The 18,174-nt window shown below is 40.5% G+C and carries 18 protein-coding genes; 12 read left to right on the forward strand and 6 right to left on the reverse strand.

Features of this window, described 5'->3' with window-relative positions:
* The first annotated feature begins 275 nt into the window (after nt 1-275).
* On the forward strand, nt 276-1,376 hold the full coding sequence (locus V7K38_RS20185; RefSeq protein WP_334860174.1) for a glycosyltransferase: 1,101 nt from the start codon (nt 276-278) through the stop codon (nt 1,374-1,376).
* A 31-nt stretch (nt 1,377-1,407) separates the two neighbouring features.
* Here the strand turns inward: V7K38_RS20185 and V7K38_RS20190 are convergent, their stop codons facing one another.
* Nucleotides 1,408-1,563: a hypothetical protein gene (locus V7K38_RS20190; protein ID WP_334860175.1), complete on the reverse strand. Its 156-nt coding sequence runs from the start codon at nt 1,561-1,563 to the stop codon at nt 1,408-1,410.
* Between the two features lie 11 nt (nt 1,564-1,574).
* Between V7K38_RS20190 and V7K38_RS20195 the strand changes: the two genes are divergently transcribed.
* From V7K38_RS20195 to V7K38_RS20245, 11 genes are all read left to right on the forward strand, one after another.
* Nucleotides 1,575-3,803, forward strand: a complete 2,229-nt coding sequence (locus V7K38_RS20195) for a GumC family protein (protein WP_334860176.1) — start codon at nt 1,575-1,577, stop codon at nt 3,801-3,803.
* A gap of 293 nt (nt 3,804-4,096) precedes the next feature.
* A complete protein-coding gene (locus V7K38_RS20200) occupies nt 4,097-4,267 on the forward strand; it encodes a hypothetical protein (RefSeq protein WP_334860177.1) in 171 nt (56 codons plus the stop codon).
* Between the two features lie 130 nt (nt 4,268-4,397).
* Nucleotides 4,398-5,117: a heterocyst development glycosyltransferase HepC gene (hepC, locus tag V7K38_RS20205; protein ID WP_334860178.1), complete on the forward strand. Its 720-nt coding sequence runs from the start codon at nt 4,398-4,400 to the stop codon at nt 5,115-5,117.
* Nucleotides 5,118-5,223: 106 nt separating this feature from the next.
* On the forward strand, nt 5,224-7,065 hold the full coding sequence (hepA, locus tag V7K38_RS20210) for a heterocyst formation ABC transporter subunit HepA (RefSeq protein WP_334860179.1): 1,842 nt from the start codon (nt 5,224-5,226) through the stop codon (nt 7,063-7,065).
* Nucleotides 7,066-7,147: 82 nt separating this feature from the next.
* The gene (locus tag V7K38_RS20215) at nt 7,148-7,987 is read left to right on the forward strand and encodes a hypothetical protein (RefSeq protein ID WP_334860180.1); all 840 of its coding nucleotides are present in this window, start codon (nt 7,148-7,150) and stop codon (nt 7,985-7,987) included.
* A 65-nt stretch (nt 7,988-8,052) separates the two neighbouring features.
* Nucleotides 8,053-9,255 carry a glycosyltransferase family 4 protein gene (locus V7K38_RS20220; RefSeq protein ID WP_334860181.1) on the forward strand — a complete coding sequence of 401 codons (1,203 nt, stop codon included), beginning with the start codon at nt 8,053-8,055 and terminating at the stop codon, nt 9,253-9,255.
* A gap of 62 nt (nt 9,256-9,317) precedes the next feature.
* Nucleotides 9,318-10,310: a glycosyltransferase family 2 protein gene (locus V7K38_RS20225; RefSeq protein WP_334860182.1), complete on the forward strand. Its 993-nt coding sequence runs from the start codon at nt 9,318-9,320 to the stop codon at nt 10,308-10,310.
* A 161-nt stretch (nt 10,311-10,471) separates the two neighbouring features.
* Complete coding sequence (locus tag V7K38_RS20230) at nt 10,472-11,695, forward strand: glycosyltransferase family 4 protein (RefSeq protein ID WP_334860183.1); 1,224 nt, start codon at nt 10,472-10,474, stop codon at nt 11,693-11,695.
* On the forward strand, nt 11,613-12,539 hold the full coding sequence (locus V7K38_RS20235) for a glycosyltransferase family 2 protein (protein WP_334860184.1): 927 nt from the start codon (nt 11,613-11,615) through the stop codon (nt 12,537-12,539). Before V7K38_RS20230 ends, V7K38_RS20235 begins: the two co-directional genes overlap by 83 nt.
* Nucleotides 12,540-12,634: 95 nt before the next feature.
* On the forward strand, nt 12,635-14,065 hold the full coding sequence (locus V7K38_RS20240) for an O-antigen ligase domain-containing protein (RefSeq protein ID WP_334860185.1): 1,431 nt from the start codon (nt 12,635-12,637) through the stop codon (nt 14,063-14,065).
* A 311-nt stretch (nt 14,066-14,376) separates the two neighbouring features.
* Nucleotides 14,377-15,507 carry a glycosyltransferase family 4 protein gene (locus V7K38_RS20245; RefSeq protein ID WP_334860186.1) on the forward strand — a complete coding sequence of 377 codons (1,131 nt, stop codon included), beginning with the start codon at nt 14,377-14,379 and terminating at the stop codon, nt 15,505-15,507.
* Nucleotides 15,508-15,732: 225 nt separating this feature from the next.
* Here V7K38_RS20245 and V7K38_RS20250 read toward each other — a convergent pair whose 3' ends face one another.
* From V7K38_RS20250 to V7K38_RS20270, 5 genes are all read right to left on the reverse strand, one after another.
* Nucleotides 15,733-15,900, reverse strand: coding sequence for a type II toxin-antitoxin system HicA family toxin (locus V7K38_RS20250; protein ID WP_334860187.1), 168 nt, complete (start codon nt 15,898-15,900; stop codon nt 15,733-15,735).
* Nucleotides 15,901-16,146 carry a DUF1902 domain-containing protein gene (locus V7K38_RS20255; RefSeq protein ID WP_334860188.1) on the reverse strand — a complete coding sequence of 82 codons (246 nt, stop codon included), beginning with the start codon at nt 16,144-16,146 and terminating at the stop codon, nt 15,901-15,903.
* Between the two features lie 104 nt (nt 16,147-16,250).
* Nucleotides 16,251-16,451, reverse strand: coding sequence for a hypothetical protein (locus V7K38_RS20260; RefSeq protein ID WP_334860189.1), 201 nt, complete (start codon nt 16,449-16,451; stop codon nt 16,251-16,253).
* Nucleotides 16,452-16,517: 66 nt separating this feature from the next.
* Complete coding sequence (locus V7K38_RS20265) at nt 16,518-17,057, reverse strand: DOMON-like domain-containing protein (protein ID WP_334860190.1); 540 nt, start codon at nt 17,055-17,057, stop codon at nt 16,518-16,520.
* Nucleotides 17,054-18,172 (reverse strand): phosphotransferase enzyme family protein, encoded by a 1,119-nt coding sequence (locus tag V7K38_RS20270; RefSeq protein ID WP_334860191.1) that lies wholly within the window; start codon nt 18,170-18,172, stop codon nt 17,054-17,056. Before V7K38_RS20270 ends, V7K38_RS20265 begins: the two co-directional genes overlap by 4 nt.
* Between the last annotated feature and the right edge of the window lie 2 nt (nt 18,173-18,174).

Genomic DNA, 18,174 nt, shown 5'->3' on the forward strand with positions numbered 1-18,174 from the left:
GAATTGGCTGTAGGGGCGTACAGCTAGCTGTACGCCCTTACTACGTTTCGGATTAGATCCCCCCGCCTACGGCGACCCGCTTAAAAAAGGGGTAAAGAGGAGAAAAGCCCCCCTTTTTAAGGGGGTTGGGGGGATCTCCAAAGCCCCTACCAACGTATTTGTCGCCAGAATTTCGTAAAGAGGATAGGAAGCTATACTGTGGGACACTAAAGTTGTTGATAGCAACTGGCTGGGGAGCGTTGAAACACACCCGATCGAAACTTTAGGTCAAATTGATGAAAATTGCTCTAGTCCATGATTACTTAACCCAGCGAGGTGGGGCAGAGCGTGTATTTGAACTGCTTTGTAAACGCTATCCCGAAGCAGACATTTTCACATCTCTGTACGATCGCCAAAAAACTATCGATTTAGGCGATCGCATCGTCAACACAACCTTCTTACAAAAAATCCCTGGTGCAGCAAAATATTTCAGGGCAATGGCTCCTTTATATTTTCCTGCCTTTCGCGCCTTGGATCTGCAAGACTACGATTTAATTATTAGTAGTAGCACCAGCTTCGCCAAAGCAGTCCGAAAAAATCCCAATGCCCGCCACATTTGCTTTTGTCATAACGTCACCCGTTTCTTATGGGATACAGCAACCTATTTAAGAGAATACGGAGACTATAGATATTTTGCACCTTTAATCGAACAAGTATTTCAATTAATGAGAAAGGTAGACCTGAAATATGCCCAGGAACCTGACCTTTACATTGCTAATTCTAGTGTTGTTGCCCGCCGGATTGAAAATATTTACGGCAAAAAGGCAATGATGGTTAATTATCCAATTGATACTAGTAAATTTGTTTTTTCAGATATAAAAGATGAATATTATCTGGCATCAGCCCGGATGATTAGCTATAAACGACTTGATATAATAGTCGAAGCTTTTAACTGGCTAGGATGGCAATTATTAATATCAGGTGACGGGCCAGAACTAGAACGGTTAAAATCTAAAGCATTAAAAAATATTGTGTTCTTGGGACACGTAAGTGATAGAACCCGCAAAGACTTGTTTTCCAAAGCCAAGTCTATTATTGTCGCAGCCTTAGAAGATTACGGTTTAGTTCCAGTAGAGGCTAATGCTAGCGGCACACCAGTCATCGCTTATGGAGCCGGTGGAGTATTAGATACTCAAATACCAGGTGAAACAGGAGTCTTTTTCAAAAGACAAACACCCGAATCTCTACAAATCGCATTACAAGAAGCTAATGGCATCTCTTGGGATTACGATCGCATCCGTAATCATGCAGTAGCAAACTTTTCAGAGAATGCATTCTTTGGGAAAGTTGAGCAAATTATTAACCAAGCTTGTGGCGGGTATCAAATATTTATTTGATTTCTGAATTTTTTTTCAACTATAAGATTACCTATTTATTTTCTCTCCTCCTTGGCGCACTTGGCGCACTTGGTGAACCAGCGCTGTAGGCGGGTTTACCACCGTAGGCGACTGGTGAACCCGAAGGGTGGTTAGTAAAAAAATAGGCATTCTTCGGAATATCTCTTAGCGTAAGTCTCGAAGACAAGGATAACAAAAGTGGTTCAAGCTAGTCTAAATCCTCAAATAAATCCAGCCTCTGAAACTGAACCAAGTTACGGACAATTGTTTGCCGTATTTGTGCGAAGATTTCCTTGGTTTTTAGCAGTATTGATTAGTTCTATTGCTATTGCAGGCATAGTAACTTTAAAGACTAAACCAACTTATAAAAGTTCAATGCAACTGCTAGTAGAATCTAACTATCAAGGTAAGAAAGAAGGAGCAGGGGTAGATAGCCAGTTTACTGACTCTAACATTGTGATAGATACTGCAACTCAGCTTAACTTGATGCAGAGTTCTGGACTTATCCAAAAAGCAGTTGATAAACTTAAGTCTGATTATCCAGATATCAGTACAGGTGAAATTAAAGCTTCTTTAGTCTTAACTCAATTGAGAAGCAAAGAAGATAATGTCGCTACTAAAATCTTTCAAGTTGAATACACTGCTGGAGATCCAGAAAAGACACAAAAAGTTCTGGGTGCAATTCGACAAGTTTATCTGGAATATAACAAAGAACAACAGAGTTCGCGCTTACAAAAAGGTCTGCAAATTATTAGAGAACAGTTAAGTAAAGCCAGTGAAGAAGTAAACGCATCTGAGACTAATTTACAAAGATTTCGCAGAAATCAGAACTTAATCGATCCAGAGTCACAAGCAAAAGCGATTGAGACAGGTTTAAATAATATTGCTCAAGAAAGACAGACAACTCGCGCTCAGTATGGCGAAGCCTTAGCACGCCAAAAATCTTTGGAAGAACAACTTAACCGTTCTCCTCAAAATGCTCTAGTTGCTTCTCGTCTGAGTCAGTCTACTCGCTATCAAGGCTTATTGAACGAAATCCAAAAAAGCGAACTGGCACTAGCACAAGAACGTCTACGCTTTACAGATCAGACTCCGAGTGTGCAAAAGCTCAAAGAACAGCTTCAGGGTCAAAAAGAATTATTGCAACAAGAAGTAGGAAGAACTTTAGGCGAAAAATCTGCTGGTGCATTCGCTTCTGGAGACTCGCTTCTTGAAAAAGGACAACTTGGGCAAATCGATCTTAGCCTTGCTGGTCAGTTAGTAGAAACGCAGACAACTATAGTAGCTTTAACTGCTCGCGATCAAAGTTTGTCCCAGAAAGAAAACGAGCTACGTTTAGAAATCAAACGCTTCCCGCCTCTGTTAGCTTATTACAATCGGATGCTACCACAGTTGCAATTTAGTCGTGAAAGATTAGAGCAACTTTTAAGAGCAGAGCAGCAATTGCGACAAGAACTTTCTAAAGGTGGTTTTAATTGGGAAGTGGTAGAAGATCCTCAAAAAGGCGCACAATTAGGCCCCAATCTCCAGCAGAACTTACTATTAGGTGGAGTAGTTGGATTTATGTTAGGAGGTATTGCTGCCTTCATTCGGGAATCGGCTGATGATGCAGTTCACACCACTGCTGAATTAGAGAAGCAAATGGCTATGCCGTTGTTGGGAACAACCCCCAAATTACCGCCAGCCAAACCCAGAGAATCAATGATCAAATTGCCCTTTGGTAAGCCAGAAGTTCTCGCCCCTTGGACAATTCAGGTACTGCAATCTCCACCGCGTTGGGAATCGCTGGATCTGATTTACAAGAACATTGAACTTTTAAATACTGTTGCTAACTTGAAATCTTTGATGATTACCTCAGCTTTACCAGATGAGGGTAAGTCAGCTTTGGCGTTAGGTTTAGCAATGAGTGCTGCCCGTTTACACAAAAGGGTGTTATTAATTGATGCCAATTTACGCGATCCCAGTTTGCATCATCAACTGAATCTTCCTAATGAACAGGGGCTTTCAACTTTATTGGCGAGTGATGCAAATCTACCCAACCAGATTAGCCTTCAATATTCAGGTTCCTCCTACATCGATATTTTGACTGCTGGCCCCAAACCTGCTGACCCAGCTAATTTGTTGAGTTCGCCTCGGATGATGGAATTGATGGCAGCTTTTGAAGAAAACTATGATTTGGTACTCATAGATGCTCCCCCAGTTCTCGGTTTGGTGGATGCCATGCTTACCGCTTCATCTTGTCGTAGCGTGGTTATGGTGGCAAGCATTGGTATTGTGACTCGAAGCCAGCTGACTCAAGCTACAGCAATGCTAAGTAAGTTAAACCTGATTGGGGTTGTAGCTAACGGGGTATCAAACTCTAGTAGCAATTACGTACCTTATATCAAACAACAGCAATTAGCTCTGCGTCAAGCTGTAGAAAAATAGCTAGTACTGCGAGATCATAGATCCCCGACTTCTTTAAGAAGTCGGGGATCTTGCATTTTACATTAATCAAAAAAATTTAATTTTATTGCCATCAGGAAAATTTTAGTATATTTATACTATCTTTATGGGTTGTCAGAGAAATCACTGGCTATTTAAAGAGTAAATAAAGAATTTATTTGAGCGATCGCTATTTCTATATAGTCTTATATTCTAGAAATTAAAGCACCTTCATAAAGGCTAGAAGACAAGATTAGACTTGTTTTGATAAATCTATCGAGACAATAAACACCTCAGTGCAATTAAACGTAGATAGAGATTTATGGGTAATTTCCCTCTACATATTTCTACTTTCAGTAGTTACCGGAAAATACCGATTGCCCATGAATATTGATAGTAACGTTGATTTGTACACCTCTACATCACCAGAATTCTGGACGATATGTGCTTGGCTGAGTGGCAAATAGCAATAACATATTTTTGCCCTCAATTATCTCCAACTTTTGGACTTACAACAAGATTCGGATTTGGGTCTTTGGCATTAATAGCCTTTGATAACGCCTCACTAATTCACTCCTGTATAAACCCAAAGACATTATGACAGCTTCAATAATTCCAACTCTAGAGAATTTATATGATGTAACCCAGGAACACCAAGATAATCGTGGGTACTGCACACTCCTGTGGCGGCGGGGTCAACTGTTGGTGAAACCACGTGGACAAGTTAAACAACCATATTTACCTTCATTAGATAGTAAGCGATCGCTAGTAGAATGCTTACAACATTCTCCTGTAACTTTGGTAAGCATAGATCCAAAGCTGGGTGAGGCTTTGCTGAGGTTTTGGGCAGATGCGTGCAAAGAAGCAGATAAACCAATATTCCTCAGCATACCTACAGGCAATAAACTGCCTAACCAACCCTGGAGAGAATTGCAGCGACTAATTGATTGGATTGCTGCTTTCGTCTTGCTGCTATTAGTAAGTCCAGTAATGTTGGGATTGATTGTGTTGATGCAGATTGACTCGACAGGATCGCTTTTTTGCCATGAATGGCGTGTTGGAGAACGGGGTAAACTCTTTCAAGTAATAAAGTTTTGCTCACATAACATCACACCACTAGGGCGTTGGATGGGTAAATACAATCTCGACAATCTGCCGCAGTTATTTAACGTGCTGCGGGGTGACATGAGTTTGACGGGATCTCGTGGTTGGACTTTAGAAGATGCAGTACAGCTAAATAAACTACCAGAAATTAAAGCTTCATGGGAAGTAGAGTCAGAGTCTCACCTGTTACATCTAGATAGCCAAACACTGTAACTTATCTGTGCGGTATTTCATCTACCGCACTGAAGCTAACCCAAAAATTACTTACGTAGCATCTATAGCGGTCTATCTACCTTGCCAAACTATTATTATAAAATCCATGAATTCTCAAGTTCTTCAAAAACTCCGTAGTCTGCTTAAAGCTTCCAGCTTTTGGCAAGACAACTATTTGCTATTGCGAGAATTTAAACACTTTCGCAAAATAGTAATTTTAGCTCTAGCATTCTCAATTTTAGCAGCAACCTTTGAAGGTGTGAGTATTGGTTTTTTACTCTCCTTTTTGCAAAGCTTGACTAGTCCAAACGCTCAACCTGTACAAACAGGAGTAGAATGGTTTGACACTTTAGTATTGGGATCTAAGACATCGGCAATTAATCGTTTATACCGCATATCTTCGCTGATTTTATTGAGTACTTGGTTGCGTGTTGCCTTCAATTATTTTGGACAAGTCTATACTGAATTATCTCAACTGCATTTTGGCGATCGCTTACGCAAACAAATTTTTGAACAGTTACAATCCTTATCGTTAAGTTACTTTGCCAAAACTCGTTCTGGTGAACTGATTAACACAATCACTACAGAAATTGAAAGAATCCGGCAGGGTTTTAGTGGCGCAGCTTTTTTAGTAACTAGAGGAATAACAACTTTTGTCTACTTAATATCAATGTTCTTGATATCATGGCAACTAACTGTGATTTCAGCATTGCTATTTACACTTTTAGGTGTAGGGTTATCTAATCTGAATACCAGAGTTAGAGAATCGAGTTTTGGCATGACAACTGCTAATGCTAATTTTACATCAACAGCCATAGAATTTATCAATGGCATTCGCACTGTTCATTCTTGTGGTACTCAAGAATTTGAGCGCCAGCGTTACTACAAAGCTAGCGACAAGGTAGTAAGTACTACAACTAAAGTTGTATTTACTTGGACACTTGTTAAGCCAATTGCCGAAGGAGTAGCTACTACGGTATTGATCGGAATGATTATTTTGGCATTCACTAGCCTGGTTAGTAATGGGACGTTACAAGTTGCTTCTTTGCTAACCTTTTTCTTTGTGCTATTTCGCTTCATTCCGTTTGTTCAAGATATTAATGGCACGAGAGCATTTCTCAGTACTCTACATGGCTCGGCAGACAACATTAAAAATCTGTTGAAAAGTGATGATAAAAATTATTTTCAGAATGGAAAGCTGGAATTTAAAGCTTTAGAAAGGGCAATAAATTTAGTATCGGTAGATTTCGGCTACGATGACAAAAATTTAGTACTGCATAACATTACCCTAACCATTGAAAAGGGAAAAATGACTGCACTAGTCGGAGCTTCTGGTGCTGGCAAAACTACCCTTGCTGATTTAATTCCCCGATTTTACAATGCCACAGAGGGAAATGTTTATATCGATGAAGTTGATATAAAGCTGTTTGAAATTAACTCCCTCCGTCGTCAAATAGCTGTTGTCAGTCAGGATACTTTTATCTTCAATACTGATGTTTGGCAAAATATTGCTTATGGGACTCCACAAGCGACTAATGAGCAAATTCAAGAAGCTGCTAAATTAGCAAATGCGCTCGAATTTATTTTAGAAATGCCCGAAGGTTTTAATACCCAATTAGGAGATCGGGGTGTTAGATTATCTGGAGGGCAAAGACAGCGAATTGCGATTGCGCGGGCGCTACTACGGAACCCCGAAATTTTGATTTTGGATGAAGCAACTAGCGCCCTAGATTCTGTATCTGAGCGCTTAATTCAAGATTCATTAGAAAAGCTATCTGTGGGTAGAACAGTAATTGCGATCGCTCACCGTCTTTCTACTATTTCTAAAGCAGATAAAGTTGTAGTTCTAGAAGCAGGGCGGATAGTAGAACAGGGCAAATATCAAGAATTACTCGCACGCCAAGGCAAACTTTGGGAATATCACCAAATGCAATACTATAATTCGTAATTCGTAATTCGTAATTCGTAATTTGCGAATTACGAGTTTATTATCCTAGTCAATTATTTATAGTTTTAATTAGGAAAAACAAATGGTAAATATAGGCTACCACACTGCTAAAATGCAGGGTAAATTTAATCGTTCTCTATATAAAGCAGCTATTTCTCAGATTGCCAGTATTCCCATCAAGCAAACTCGGCAAGTTCCGGTAAGTATCTATGCCTTATCATGCGAACGCGATCTACCAGAACAAGTGGCAAGTATTCGGTCATTTATTCGTCATGTCGGCATTCCAGAGACATTTACTGTAGTTTCTGATGGCAGTTATACTGATTCTAGTTGTAATTTACTCCGCCGTATCCATCCCTGCGTTCAGGTAATACTTTTACAAAATTTCCTGAGAACAGATTTACCTCAATGTGTTATTGATTATGCCCAACTGCATCCAATGGGCAGAAAATTGTCGGCATTGATGTCTATTCCTGTTAATGGTACTACCATTTACACTGATTCAGATATTTTATTTTTCCCTGGCGGGATTGACTTAATTGATTTGAGTAAGTCGGAAGATAAATACTCTCTTTATCTACCTGATTGTTCTATGTCACTTGATGAACGAATTATTTATGATGAGTCTGAAAAGTCAAATCCAGTAAATGGTGGGTTTATTTTATTTAGGCATGAATTTGACTGGAGTTTTGCTATCGAACGTTTAGCAAATCTTCAAGAGGCTCCTACTTATTTTACTGAACAAACGATTGTACATTTGACAATGCACCACAATCATGGTCAGCCTCTATGTACAAAAGAATATGTTCTCAATGTAGAAGATCAGTTCATCTATCCAGATCAATCTGCAAGTAAAAACATTGCTCTCAGGCATTATGTGAGTGATGTTAGACACAAACTTTGGTTTAATGTTGGCATATAAATTGATTAAGTAAACCTCTATTTATATGGGAGTTCAATGAATAATAACGTAAAGAATGGTGGCTAATGCTTAACTTAATCAGTGATGTCAAGCAAAATGATAAACAATTGCACAGAGGTATTTTTGAAGAAGACCTGATTTATCAATGCTCGAATTTTGATGTAGGTGAGGGCGGAGGTGTTGAAACTTATTTAGCTTCTCTGTTTGAACATCGACCACCTGAAGTTAGCGATCGCGTGATAAAATCGCTCAAGGGTGTTGACCAAAGTCAATTCAAGCTGCTGCACATTCACAGCTCAGATTTGCTATTGCAGCTTACGGGCGAATGTCCTACTGTCTTTAGTGTCCATAATCACTCATTGTACTGTCCTAGTGGCACAAAGTATTTAGCAGGGCAACGAACAATCTGCGATCGCAACTTTTCTTACTTAGGTTGTACCTGGGGTAAATTAGCAGATAAATGCGGTAGCCGTAGACCGTTAAAAACTCTTAAAGAACTTCAAAATACTCATCAGTTATTAGATACCTTAAAAAAGGTAAAAATTACCTTTGTTGCTAATAGCGAATACGTGCGTCAAGAGTTAATTAAAAACGGTGTATCCCCGGAGCAAATTGTAACGCTACACTGTGGCATCTCTGTACCGCAAATAACAACCGCACCCCTAAGTTTAGAAATCCACCAAAATCATAGAATTTTGTTTGCAGGACGGATTGTTTCTGATAAAGGTTTGGAATGGCTGCTTAAAACCTTAATACATACAAATCCACAAATTCAACTTGATATTGCAGGTGAAGGTTGGGAACGACCACGGTTAGAAAAGTTAGCAAACACACTCGGATTAAGTAATCGGATTATTTGGCATGGTTGGTGCGATGCTGACAAAATAAATCAACTTTATCAACAGTGTTTTGCAGTCATCTTCCCTAGTGTTTGGCCTGAACCCGCCGGTCTTGTAACTCTGGAAGCATACTCTAATTATCGACCTGTAATTGGTAGTGCAGTTGGAGGCATTCCAGAACATTTACGAGATGGAGAAACAGGTATTTTAGTTCCAGGTAATAATATCAAAAAGCTAGCTAATGCTATTCACGATTTGTATGGAGATCATCAAAAAAGCCGACAGATGGGCGAACAAGGCCATGCTTTATTGATGAAGGAATTTACAATGGCGGCTCATGTAAATAATCTGCGAACGATTTATGCAAAAACAATAGCTGACTTTCCTTCGAGAGCGAAAAATTTATATACCATTCCTCAAGTGAAATAAGCTTAGTTTGGTCGAAACTTTATAAGGTGCATCTTTTATCTATTAAATATAAAGGAAAAAATATGTCGTTATCTCAAGAATGCCAACAGCCTTTAGTCAGCGTTATTATCCCTACCTATAATCGGCCAGATTATCTCAAGCAAGCGATCGCTAGTGCTATTAAACAGACTTATCAAAATATCGAAATTATTGTTTCAGATAATTGCAGTCCAGAAAATCCTCAAGCACTTGTGGCATCTTTTGGTGATTCACGCATCAGATTTTGGCGACATCAGGAAAATGTGGGGATGCTTGCTAATCAGCAACATGCCTTTAAAATAGCGCGAGGTAAATACGTTGCTAGTCTTCATGATGATGATATGTGGAATGAAGACTTTTTAGCAAAGCTTGTACCATCATTAGAAGCAAATCCTGAGTTAATTCTCGCTTTTTGTGACCAATATATCATAGATGCGGATAGCATAATTAATAATATTGGAACTGAAGAAAATACACGCGCTTATAAGCGAGATAAACTAGCAAAAGGAATTCATCAACCTTTCTCCAAAATTGGATTGATAGATAAAAGTATACCCACTGCTGCATCTTGTGTGATTCGCAATAATCTTGTCGATTGGGATAGTATTCCTCCAGAAGTTGGCGGTATGTGGGATTTATATTTAACTTACCTTTGTTGTATCTCTGGTTATGGCGCTTACTACTATCCAGAAAGACTGACACGATATCGCGCCCATGAGCAAACTGATACTATGCTCAGTGGAAGTCGAGATGTGCAGGCAAAAATCCGCAAAGCTAAAAGCGAAATGTTCTGTTATCAAGTCTTTATGGAAGACGCTCGTCTACAGCAATTCAGGACGTATTTTCAACAGAAATGGTTAGAGGCTAATACAACTTTGGGAATTGGTTTGCTGCGAAGTAAACAGATAGCAATAGCACGTCCTTATTTTTGGCAAGCGCTAACTAAACAAAAATTTAATGCGCGAACTTTCGTAGCACTAAGTCTTAGTTTTACTCCTCAATTTTTGGCAGATAAATTAATAAAAATGTCGAAATAGTAGAGTTGAGCTTAGTATTGAAAAATGGTTTTTAACGTTCGCGTAGCGTACCGGAGGCATTCCCACGGAAACGCAGAGGACACGGAGAGAATAAAAATAAGATTATTTTTAAGTCTTGGACTGAGCATTTTTGTGAGCTTAGATTATTAAGAGGGTAGTGGATGAAACTTTGTATTGTTACTCATAAAATCAAAAAAGGTGATGGACAGGGGCGGGTAAACTATGAGGTTGCTAATGAAGCAATTCGTCGTGGTCATCAACTTACATTATTAGCGAGTGAAATCGCACCAGAACTAGAAAATAATAGTCAAGTTAATTGGGTTAGAATTCCAGTCAAAGACTATCCAACAGAATTTGTACGTAATTTCATATTTGCCCAAAAAAGTACAGATTGGTTGCGGAAACATCGCTCTGAGATTGATTTAGTTAAAGTCAATGGTGCAATTAATCTAGCTGCGGCTGATGTAAATGCTGTACATTTTGTCCATAGTTCATGGTTGCGATCGCCTGTTCATATTTCCCGCAATCGCCGCGATTTATATGGTTTGTACCAATGGCTGTTTACAGCTTTTAATGCCCGTTGGGAAAAACAGGCTTTCCAAAAGGCGCAGGTTGTTGTGGCTGTATCGGAGAAGGTAGCGCAGGAATTAGTAAATATTGGCGTACCGCGTTCTCGCATTCGCGTAATTATCAATGGCGTTGACTTAGAAGAATTTGCCCCTGGTGAAAGCGATGCCTGCGGCGGGCTACGCCTACGCCAAAAGTTAGGTTTACCGGAAAACGTCACTCTAGCATTATTCGCTGGAGACATCCGCACACCCAGAAAGAACTTAGATACAGTACTGCACGCTTTGGTGAAAGTCCCCGATTTACATCTGGTAGTAGTGGGACACACCCAAAATAGCCCTTTCCCAGAACTAGCAGCAACGTTAGGGTTAAATGAACGTGTGCATTTTGTGGGATTTCGCCGTGATATCCCCCAAATTATGCAAGCAGTAGATTTATTTGTTTTTCCTTCCCGATACGAAGCTTGCAGCCTCGTATTGTTAGAAGCGCTTTCTTCAGGACTCCCAGTAATTACTGCTACAGCCACCGGGGGCGGAGAGTTGGTGATACCAGAATGTGGCATCGTCTTATCCGACTCAGATGATATTGATGCTTTAGCTGTGGCGTTGATGTCCTTGGTGAGTAGTCCCACCCTCATCCAACAAATGGGCAAAGCTGCTCGTTCTGTGGCAGAAAAACATAGCTGGACTACTATGGCACAAACTTATGTGGATTTATTCGAGGAGTTAAGCAAGAATGCGGAACACCGTTCTGATACCGACTTATCGCCGTCCACAAGACCTGTCACGCTGCCTTTTGGCGCTACAGGAGCAAATTAAACCTGTCGATCAGGTGATAGTTGTTGTCCGTGACACGGATGCAGAAACTTGGCAATTCCTGGCGCAATTCAACGCGCCCAATCTGCCACTGCATACCGTAAAAGTCACACAACCGGGGGTAGTAGCAGCCCTCAATGCCGGACTAGCAGCAGTGGAGGGCGATATTGTCTCTATTACTGATGATGATGCCGCACCCCACCCAGATTGGTTAGAGCGCATCGCCGCTTACTTTACCTCAGATAGTCGCCTTGGCGGTCTGGGTGGACGTGATTGGATATACCACGGCAGCAAATTAGAAGACGAATCCCGCCCAGTAGTGGGACAGTTGCAATGGTTTGGGCGAGTCATTGGCAACCATCACCTGGGAGTGGGAGAACCGCGTGAAGTCGATATTCTCAAAGGCGTAAACATGAGTTTTCGTAAAGAGGCAATCGGGCAATTGCGCTTTGATGAACGGATGCGTGGTACTGGAGCGCAGGTACATTTTGAAATGGCATTTACTCTAACATTAAAACGGGCTGGTTGGAAGATAATTTACGATCCTAATGTTGCTGTAGATCATTATCCAGCAAAACGTTTTGATGAAGATCAGCGAAATAACTTTAACGAGATTGCCTTTATTAATTTAGTCCATAATGAAACTTTAGTTTTACTAGAGCATCTGCCATTTATCCGCCGGATTATATTTTTATTCTGGGCTGTATTTGTAGGTACATGCGATAGCTTGGGTTTCGTACAATGGCTGAGATTTTTACCTAGCCAAGGGCAATTGGCAGGGAAAAAATTGCTGGCATCTTGGCGGGGGCGTTGGCAAGGATATAAACAATTTGTCATTCGTCATTAGTCATTTGTCATTTGTTATTGGTCATTGCAGACCGATTATTTCATTCGGAATTTTTTGAAGGCTTCATGTTTAATTATGTGTACATCTAAAATTGAATGAATTCTAAGCAGATACTTTTCAATAGTTTTTCACAAGAAAACTATTCTCCTCAAGAGCGATCGCAACAGGGGTGGATGGCGATCGCAGGCTTTATACTACTAACTGTAGTTTGCTATTTTGCTGGTGCTACTGCTGCATTACGTCTAATTTACCCGGTGACGGCTTTAGCAGTAGCCGTGTTTTTATACTTGCGGCATCCCATTCTCTACATCAGCTTTACCTGGTGGATTTGGTTTCTCACACCTTTAGCTACCCGCTTAGTTGACTATAAGGTAGGTTGGGATGCAACACGCCAGATGCTCATAGCACCCTATTTGGTGGTGTTTGTAACTATCGCAACATTCTTGCGACATTTTCCCCGCGCCTCTCGTCAAGGGGGTTTGCCGTTTGTTATGGCTTTTATCGGAGTCTTTTATGGCTTTCTCATCGGTCTGATTTATAACCCACCAATTCCTGTAGCACGCGGACTAATGGATTGGCTCAGTCCGATCATTTTCGCTTTTCACTTATTTATAAACTGGCGAGATTATCCCAGTTATCGCCAGAATATTCAGCGAACATTTCTTTGGTGTGTGTTAATTTTAGGAACTTATGGCATATATCAATTCGTAGTAGCTCCTGAGTGGGATAGGTATTGGCTCATCCAATCAAAACTATTCATGAGTTCAGGAAACCCTGTACCCTTCGGGATGCGTGTCTGGAGTACATTGCACTCAGTTGGACCCTTTGGTTCCGTCATGCAAGCTGGATTATTATTGTTATTTACCAGTTCGGGAAATTTAATTTTTCCGGCTTCAGCTGTTGGTTACTTATCCTTCCTACTAACACAAGCGCGGACTAATTGGGGAGGTTGGTTATTTGGAATAATTATGATTGTGGGTTCAGTCAAGGCGCGAATTCAAATGCGCTTGATCGTTATAATTGTGGTAATGGCAATTTGTGTTGTGCCATTGACAACTATTGAGCCAATTGCTGGGGTTGTATCAGCCCGTTTAGAAACTTTTTCTAATCTCCAAGAAGATACCAGTTTTAAAGATAGATCTGGAAGTTATGACAAAAACCTTGGTCTAGCCCTTTCTAATGGTTTAGGTAACGGCTTAGGAAATATCTGGAAAGTCAACGAAAAAACTGGTCAAATTGAAGTAGTGGTAATTGATAGTGGCATTTTAGATATGTTTTTCACCCTTGGTTGGTTTGGAGCCATCTTTTATATGGGTGGATTAATCTTGTTAATTATTAGTGTTAGCAGTTATGGTGAGGGACGTTTTGATAGTTTTATCAGTGCTGCCCGCGCCATTGGCATCAGTTCTGCCACACAGCTAGTTATTGGTAGTGGGATGTTAAGTGTAGCAGGGATGATTCTTTGGGGATTTTTGGCTATGGCTATGGCAGGACATAAATACTATAGCAATTCAAATAATTCATAAATATAGCAATCCTAAACCATTGGTTAAAATTACATATTTCTTTCTTCTTTCTTCCCTTTGCGTCCTTGGCGTTCTTGGCGGTTCGTTTCCTTATCTATATTTTTCACGACTCATTTAGGACTGCTATATAAATCAATACCCTTGTAGAAGTCAGTCTTTTTAATGTTCGCGGAGCGTGCCGGAGGCATCACCACAGAGGCGCAGAGAACACAGAGAGAAGAAAAAAATAAAATGCTTAATCCAAGCGTATTGCTATATGAATTGAGTTAAAAAACAAAATCTTACAACTTAAATTAGGACTGATAAAAATTATGAAAGCAATTATTGTAATGCCACTAGCCGAACAACGAGGCGGCGGTGAAATGATGCTTTGGGATTTGGTACAGCAAGGACGTAATGCTGGTGTTGAGTGGCTGGTGATATTTTTAGAACACGGCCCAATGGTAGAACAAGTCAAATCCCTTGGTATAGATGCGCGAGTTGTCGAAAGTGGACGTTTGCGTCAAATCCACCGTTTTATTGGCGCTGTTTTTCAGATAGCCGCGATCGCCCGCCGCGAACGTGCAGATATAATTGTCAATTGGATGTGGATTACGCATATATCTGGAGGCTTGGCAGCGATGCTGGCTGGTTTGCCTGCTGTGTGGTATCAACTAGAAGTACCTAGCGATAAAACTTGGTTGGTAAGACTCGCTACTTTAATCCCAGCCCGCGCAATTATCACTCTTTCCCAAGATGGCAAACAAGCACAAGCAGAGATTTGGCCTCACAGACCAACACCTTTGGTTTATCCTGGTGTAGCCCTAGACCGATTTGAGCCTAATGCTTTGCCAACTCCTGAAGAAGCACGGCGCAAACTCGGCTTACCTTTACACGGCCCATTGATTGGAATTGTGGGACGATTGCAACGATGGAAGGGAATGCACGTATTGGTGCAAGCGATGCCCAAAATTTTAGAGAAGTATCCTGATGCCCATTGTGTGGTAGTTGGCGGTAAGCACGATTTTGAACCCGACTATGAGGACTTTTTAAAAGCCGAAATCACAAACTTGGGCTTGAAAGAGCAGGTAATTATGGCTGGACTACAGCACAATATCCCGGAGTGGGTGCAGGCGATGGATGTATTCGTTCATGCTTCGGATAAAGAACCCTTTGGAATTGTGATTATTGAGGCAATGGCGCTGGGTAAACCTGTGATTGCTGGTGATGCAGGCGGCCCGACAGAGATTATTACCAATGGGATAAATGGACTATTAACACCTTACGGCGATGCGGATAAATTAGCGATCGCAATTCTCCGTTATCTTGACGAGCAAGAATTTGCCCACAATGCGGGAATAGCTGCTAGACAACGCGCCTTAGATTTCTCGACGCAGAATTATGCTCAAAATTTCATTAGTGCAATTCGTTCTGCAATACCAAGCGTTTCATCTGCTGATTGACACTCTTAGGGACTTACACAAAACTATAAGCGGTAGAGGCAATTCATGAATTGCCCCTACCTGAAAATTTTTCTTTTCGGCTTTCCAACTCTCTTAAAAGATAGGATTGCGATCGCTGTTACTCAACCAAAGTTACAATAATGTGCGATCGCTTTGTACATTATCCAGGTTCTCAATACAAAAATTATCAAAAAAATTAAACCGCTTTAGACAGTCCTGTTTGTTTCAAAACTGCATTAGCTGTATGGCGTGACTTATAGAACTATCTACCACAAAACGACGGTCTGTGATTGGACTATACCAAATTTCATGATCTCCCTTTCCTTGCCTTTCAAAGTAGCAACCAGCTTCCGAAAGTATCTTTTTCAACTCAGGGGTTAAAGACACACCCATTTATGAAACCACCTCTATCAACTCTTGTCGATGGCTGGTTAATTCAAAACTAATAGAACCCACATAATCAGAAGGTACAATTCGATTCAGTATAAGGAGTTCTGGTATCATTTCTCTGAGCTTTTGCGTAAGAGACTCAATGGTAGAAGCTTCTGTTACCAATCCTGGCACGTTTTCACTAGTTGCAACCCAAACTTCTGCATCTTTATCCCACAATGCATCAATCTTCAATGTGTTTTGTGTCATGTTTGAGCGCTACACACTAATTTACTATGGTAATTTAAGTGTAAAACAATTGAATAGCTTCTTGGGTAAAGTATCGCATTGTCCCAATATTGAGTTAAACATTGTCAATTATCGAATAATTCTTTTGGAATAATTACTGGGTTCTTAGACTTTAAGATTCTCTCAGAACCTCCAAGACTAAGATTCCGTTCAGTTTTTATTATTCTTAGATCAGCCATTTTATGGTGATAGCGCTTAAATTTATCTTTAATTGAAATATCTATAAAAGTAGTTTGGAATTGAGCATCCTGAGACAGAGAAAGCATTTCAGCCTTAATCTCAATCTCATTGGCAGTAAGGAAGGTATTTACAATAACTTGGAATATCAGTCTTTATAACTCAATGACAAAACTGTCCCGCAAATGAAAGTCAGCCTCCGCGCCTTGATGAGTTAACGCCCAGTAACTCACCTCATCATCTCTATGTTTAATAACGGTGGTAATGGCAACTTCAATTGTTTGTTCTGCTGAAACAATTTTATCTAAATTAACATTTAAAGCAAGCGTTAATTTATGGGGTTGATTCTGAATATTAAATGGCAGTATTATAAAGGCTGTTTCCTCTTGCATTCCTTGACGGTATCCATCCAAGCGATAGACATTCCAGTGTCTGGCGGGTGATAGGTTGAATTCCCAATATCGCGCAGAGTTTTTGATGCCAACGAAGAACTCGAAGCAGGTGTCTTTCCACAATTCATGCTTGCGTGATGGTGTATTTGATGAGGTAGCAATTGCAATTTCTTTTAAATCGCCTTCAAGGATATAGCGGATGGCAAGTTTATTACCATTTCGGGCAATATTACCTGCAATTTTCAAATTAGGCGGCGATTCATTAGAAGGAAAGGGTTGTAGGGAAAATGTCTGCTCGTTCATTTCACATCTTTGATAATGTTACGAATCTGCATTTCTTGAGATTCGATACTTTCGGTAAGTTTAAACTGCACGATCGCTCTTGCCAAGTTATGTTCTGGGTGCTTTATTTTAAAGTAAACATTCCCAGCTAAATAATCAGCAAAAAATCTCAGTCCTAATTCAAAGGCAATGAGACGGATCGCATCGTATATATATGCATAGTCATTCTCGGTAAGAAACGCCTTCGCCACAGAGAGATAACCTTGCAAGATTCCCTGACACAGATCGGTGTCAAAATAAACACTTTCCCAATTCTCGGTTTCTTCTCCAGCCGGATTGCAGCCTGATCGCAAACAATCACCAATATCGTAATGTACCAGACCAGGTTTAACGGTGTCGAGGTCGATGACACTCACGGCTTGCTGGGTAACATTGTCGAACATAACGTTATTGATTTTTGGATCGCCGTGCATCAGACGCAGAGGTAATTTACCCTCAGCTTTGGCATTTTCTAGGATATGTGCAAATGCTTGGCGATCGCTAACAAACTCTAAACAATAATTAACTTCGGCAGATTGACGCGCACTAGTTTTCGTCAACGCTTCTTTGTAATGCTGGAGGTAAAGCGGTGTAATATGGAATCCTTGAAGGGTATCAGCGAGTTTTTCTGGTGGCAAATCGCTGATTAAATTGTGGAACATCCCCAAGGCATAACCGATTTCTTGCGCTTGTGAGCGATCGCGCATAGTATCAAAGGACTGGGAGCCTTCAATAAAGCTAATCGCCCGCCAAAAGGAGCCGTCTGCATCCTGAAAGTGGTCTTGAGCATCCTTAGTTAATAGTACGCGCGGTACTTCCCAACGACGATTTAAGGGAGTATTTTGTAACCGTTTATGAACATGGTAAGTGAAGATACGCATATTCTGCATAATCAGTTTTGGCTGGCGAAACACCTGTGTATTGATGCGTTGTAGGACAAAATGTTGTTCTTTCCAGGAATTTAGCGTGACTAAGAATGTGTCATTGATATTACCACTACCAAATGGTTTAACATCTGTAACCTTTCCCAGTTGGGCAAATTGATCTGCGATCGCAATTAAATTCTGGGCGGCTTGTGTTTTGAATCCTTTTATCATCT

Origin of the sequence: Nostoc sp. (assembly GCF_036917465.1) — a bacterium.
Lineage (GTDB): Bacteria > Cyanobacteriota > Cyanobacteriia > Cyanobacteriales > Nostocaceae > Nostoc.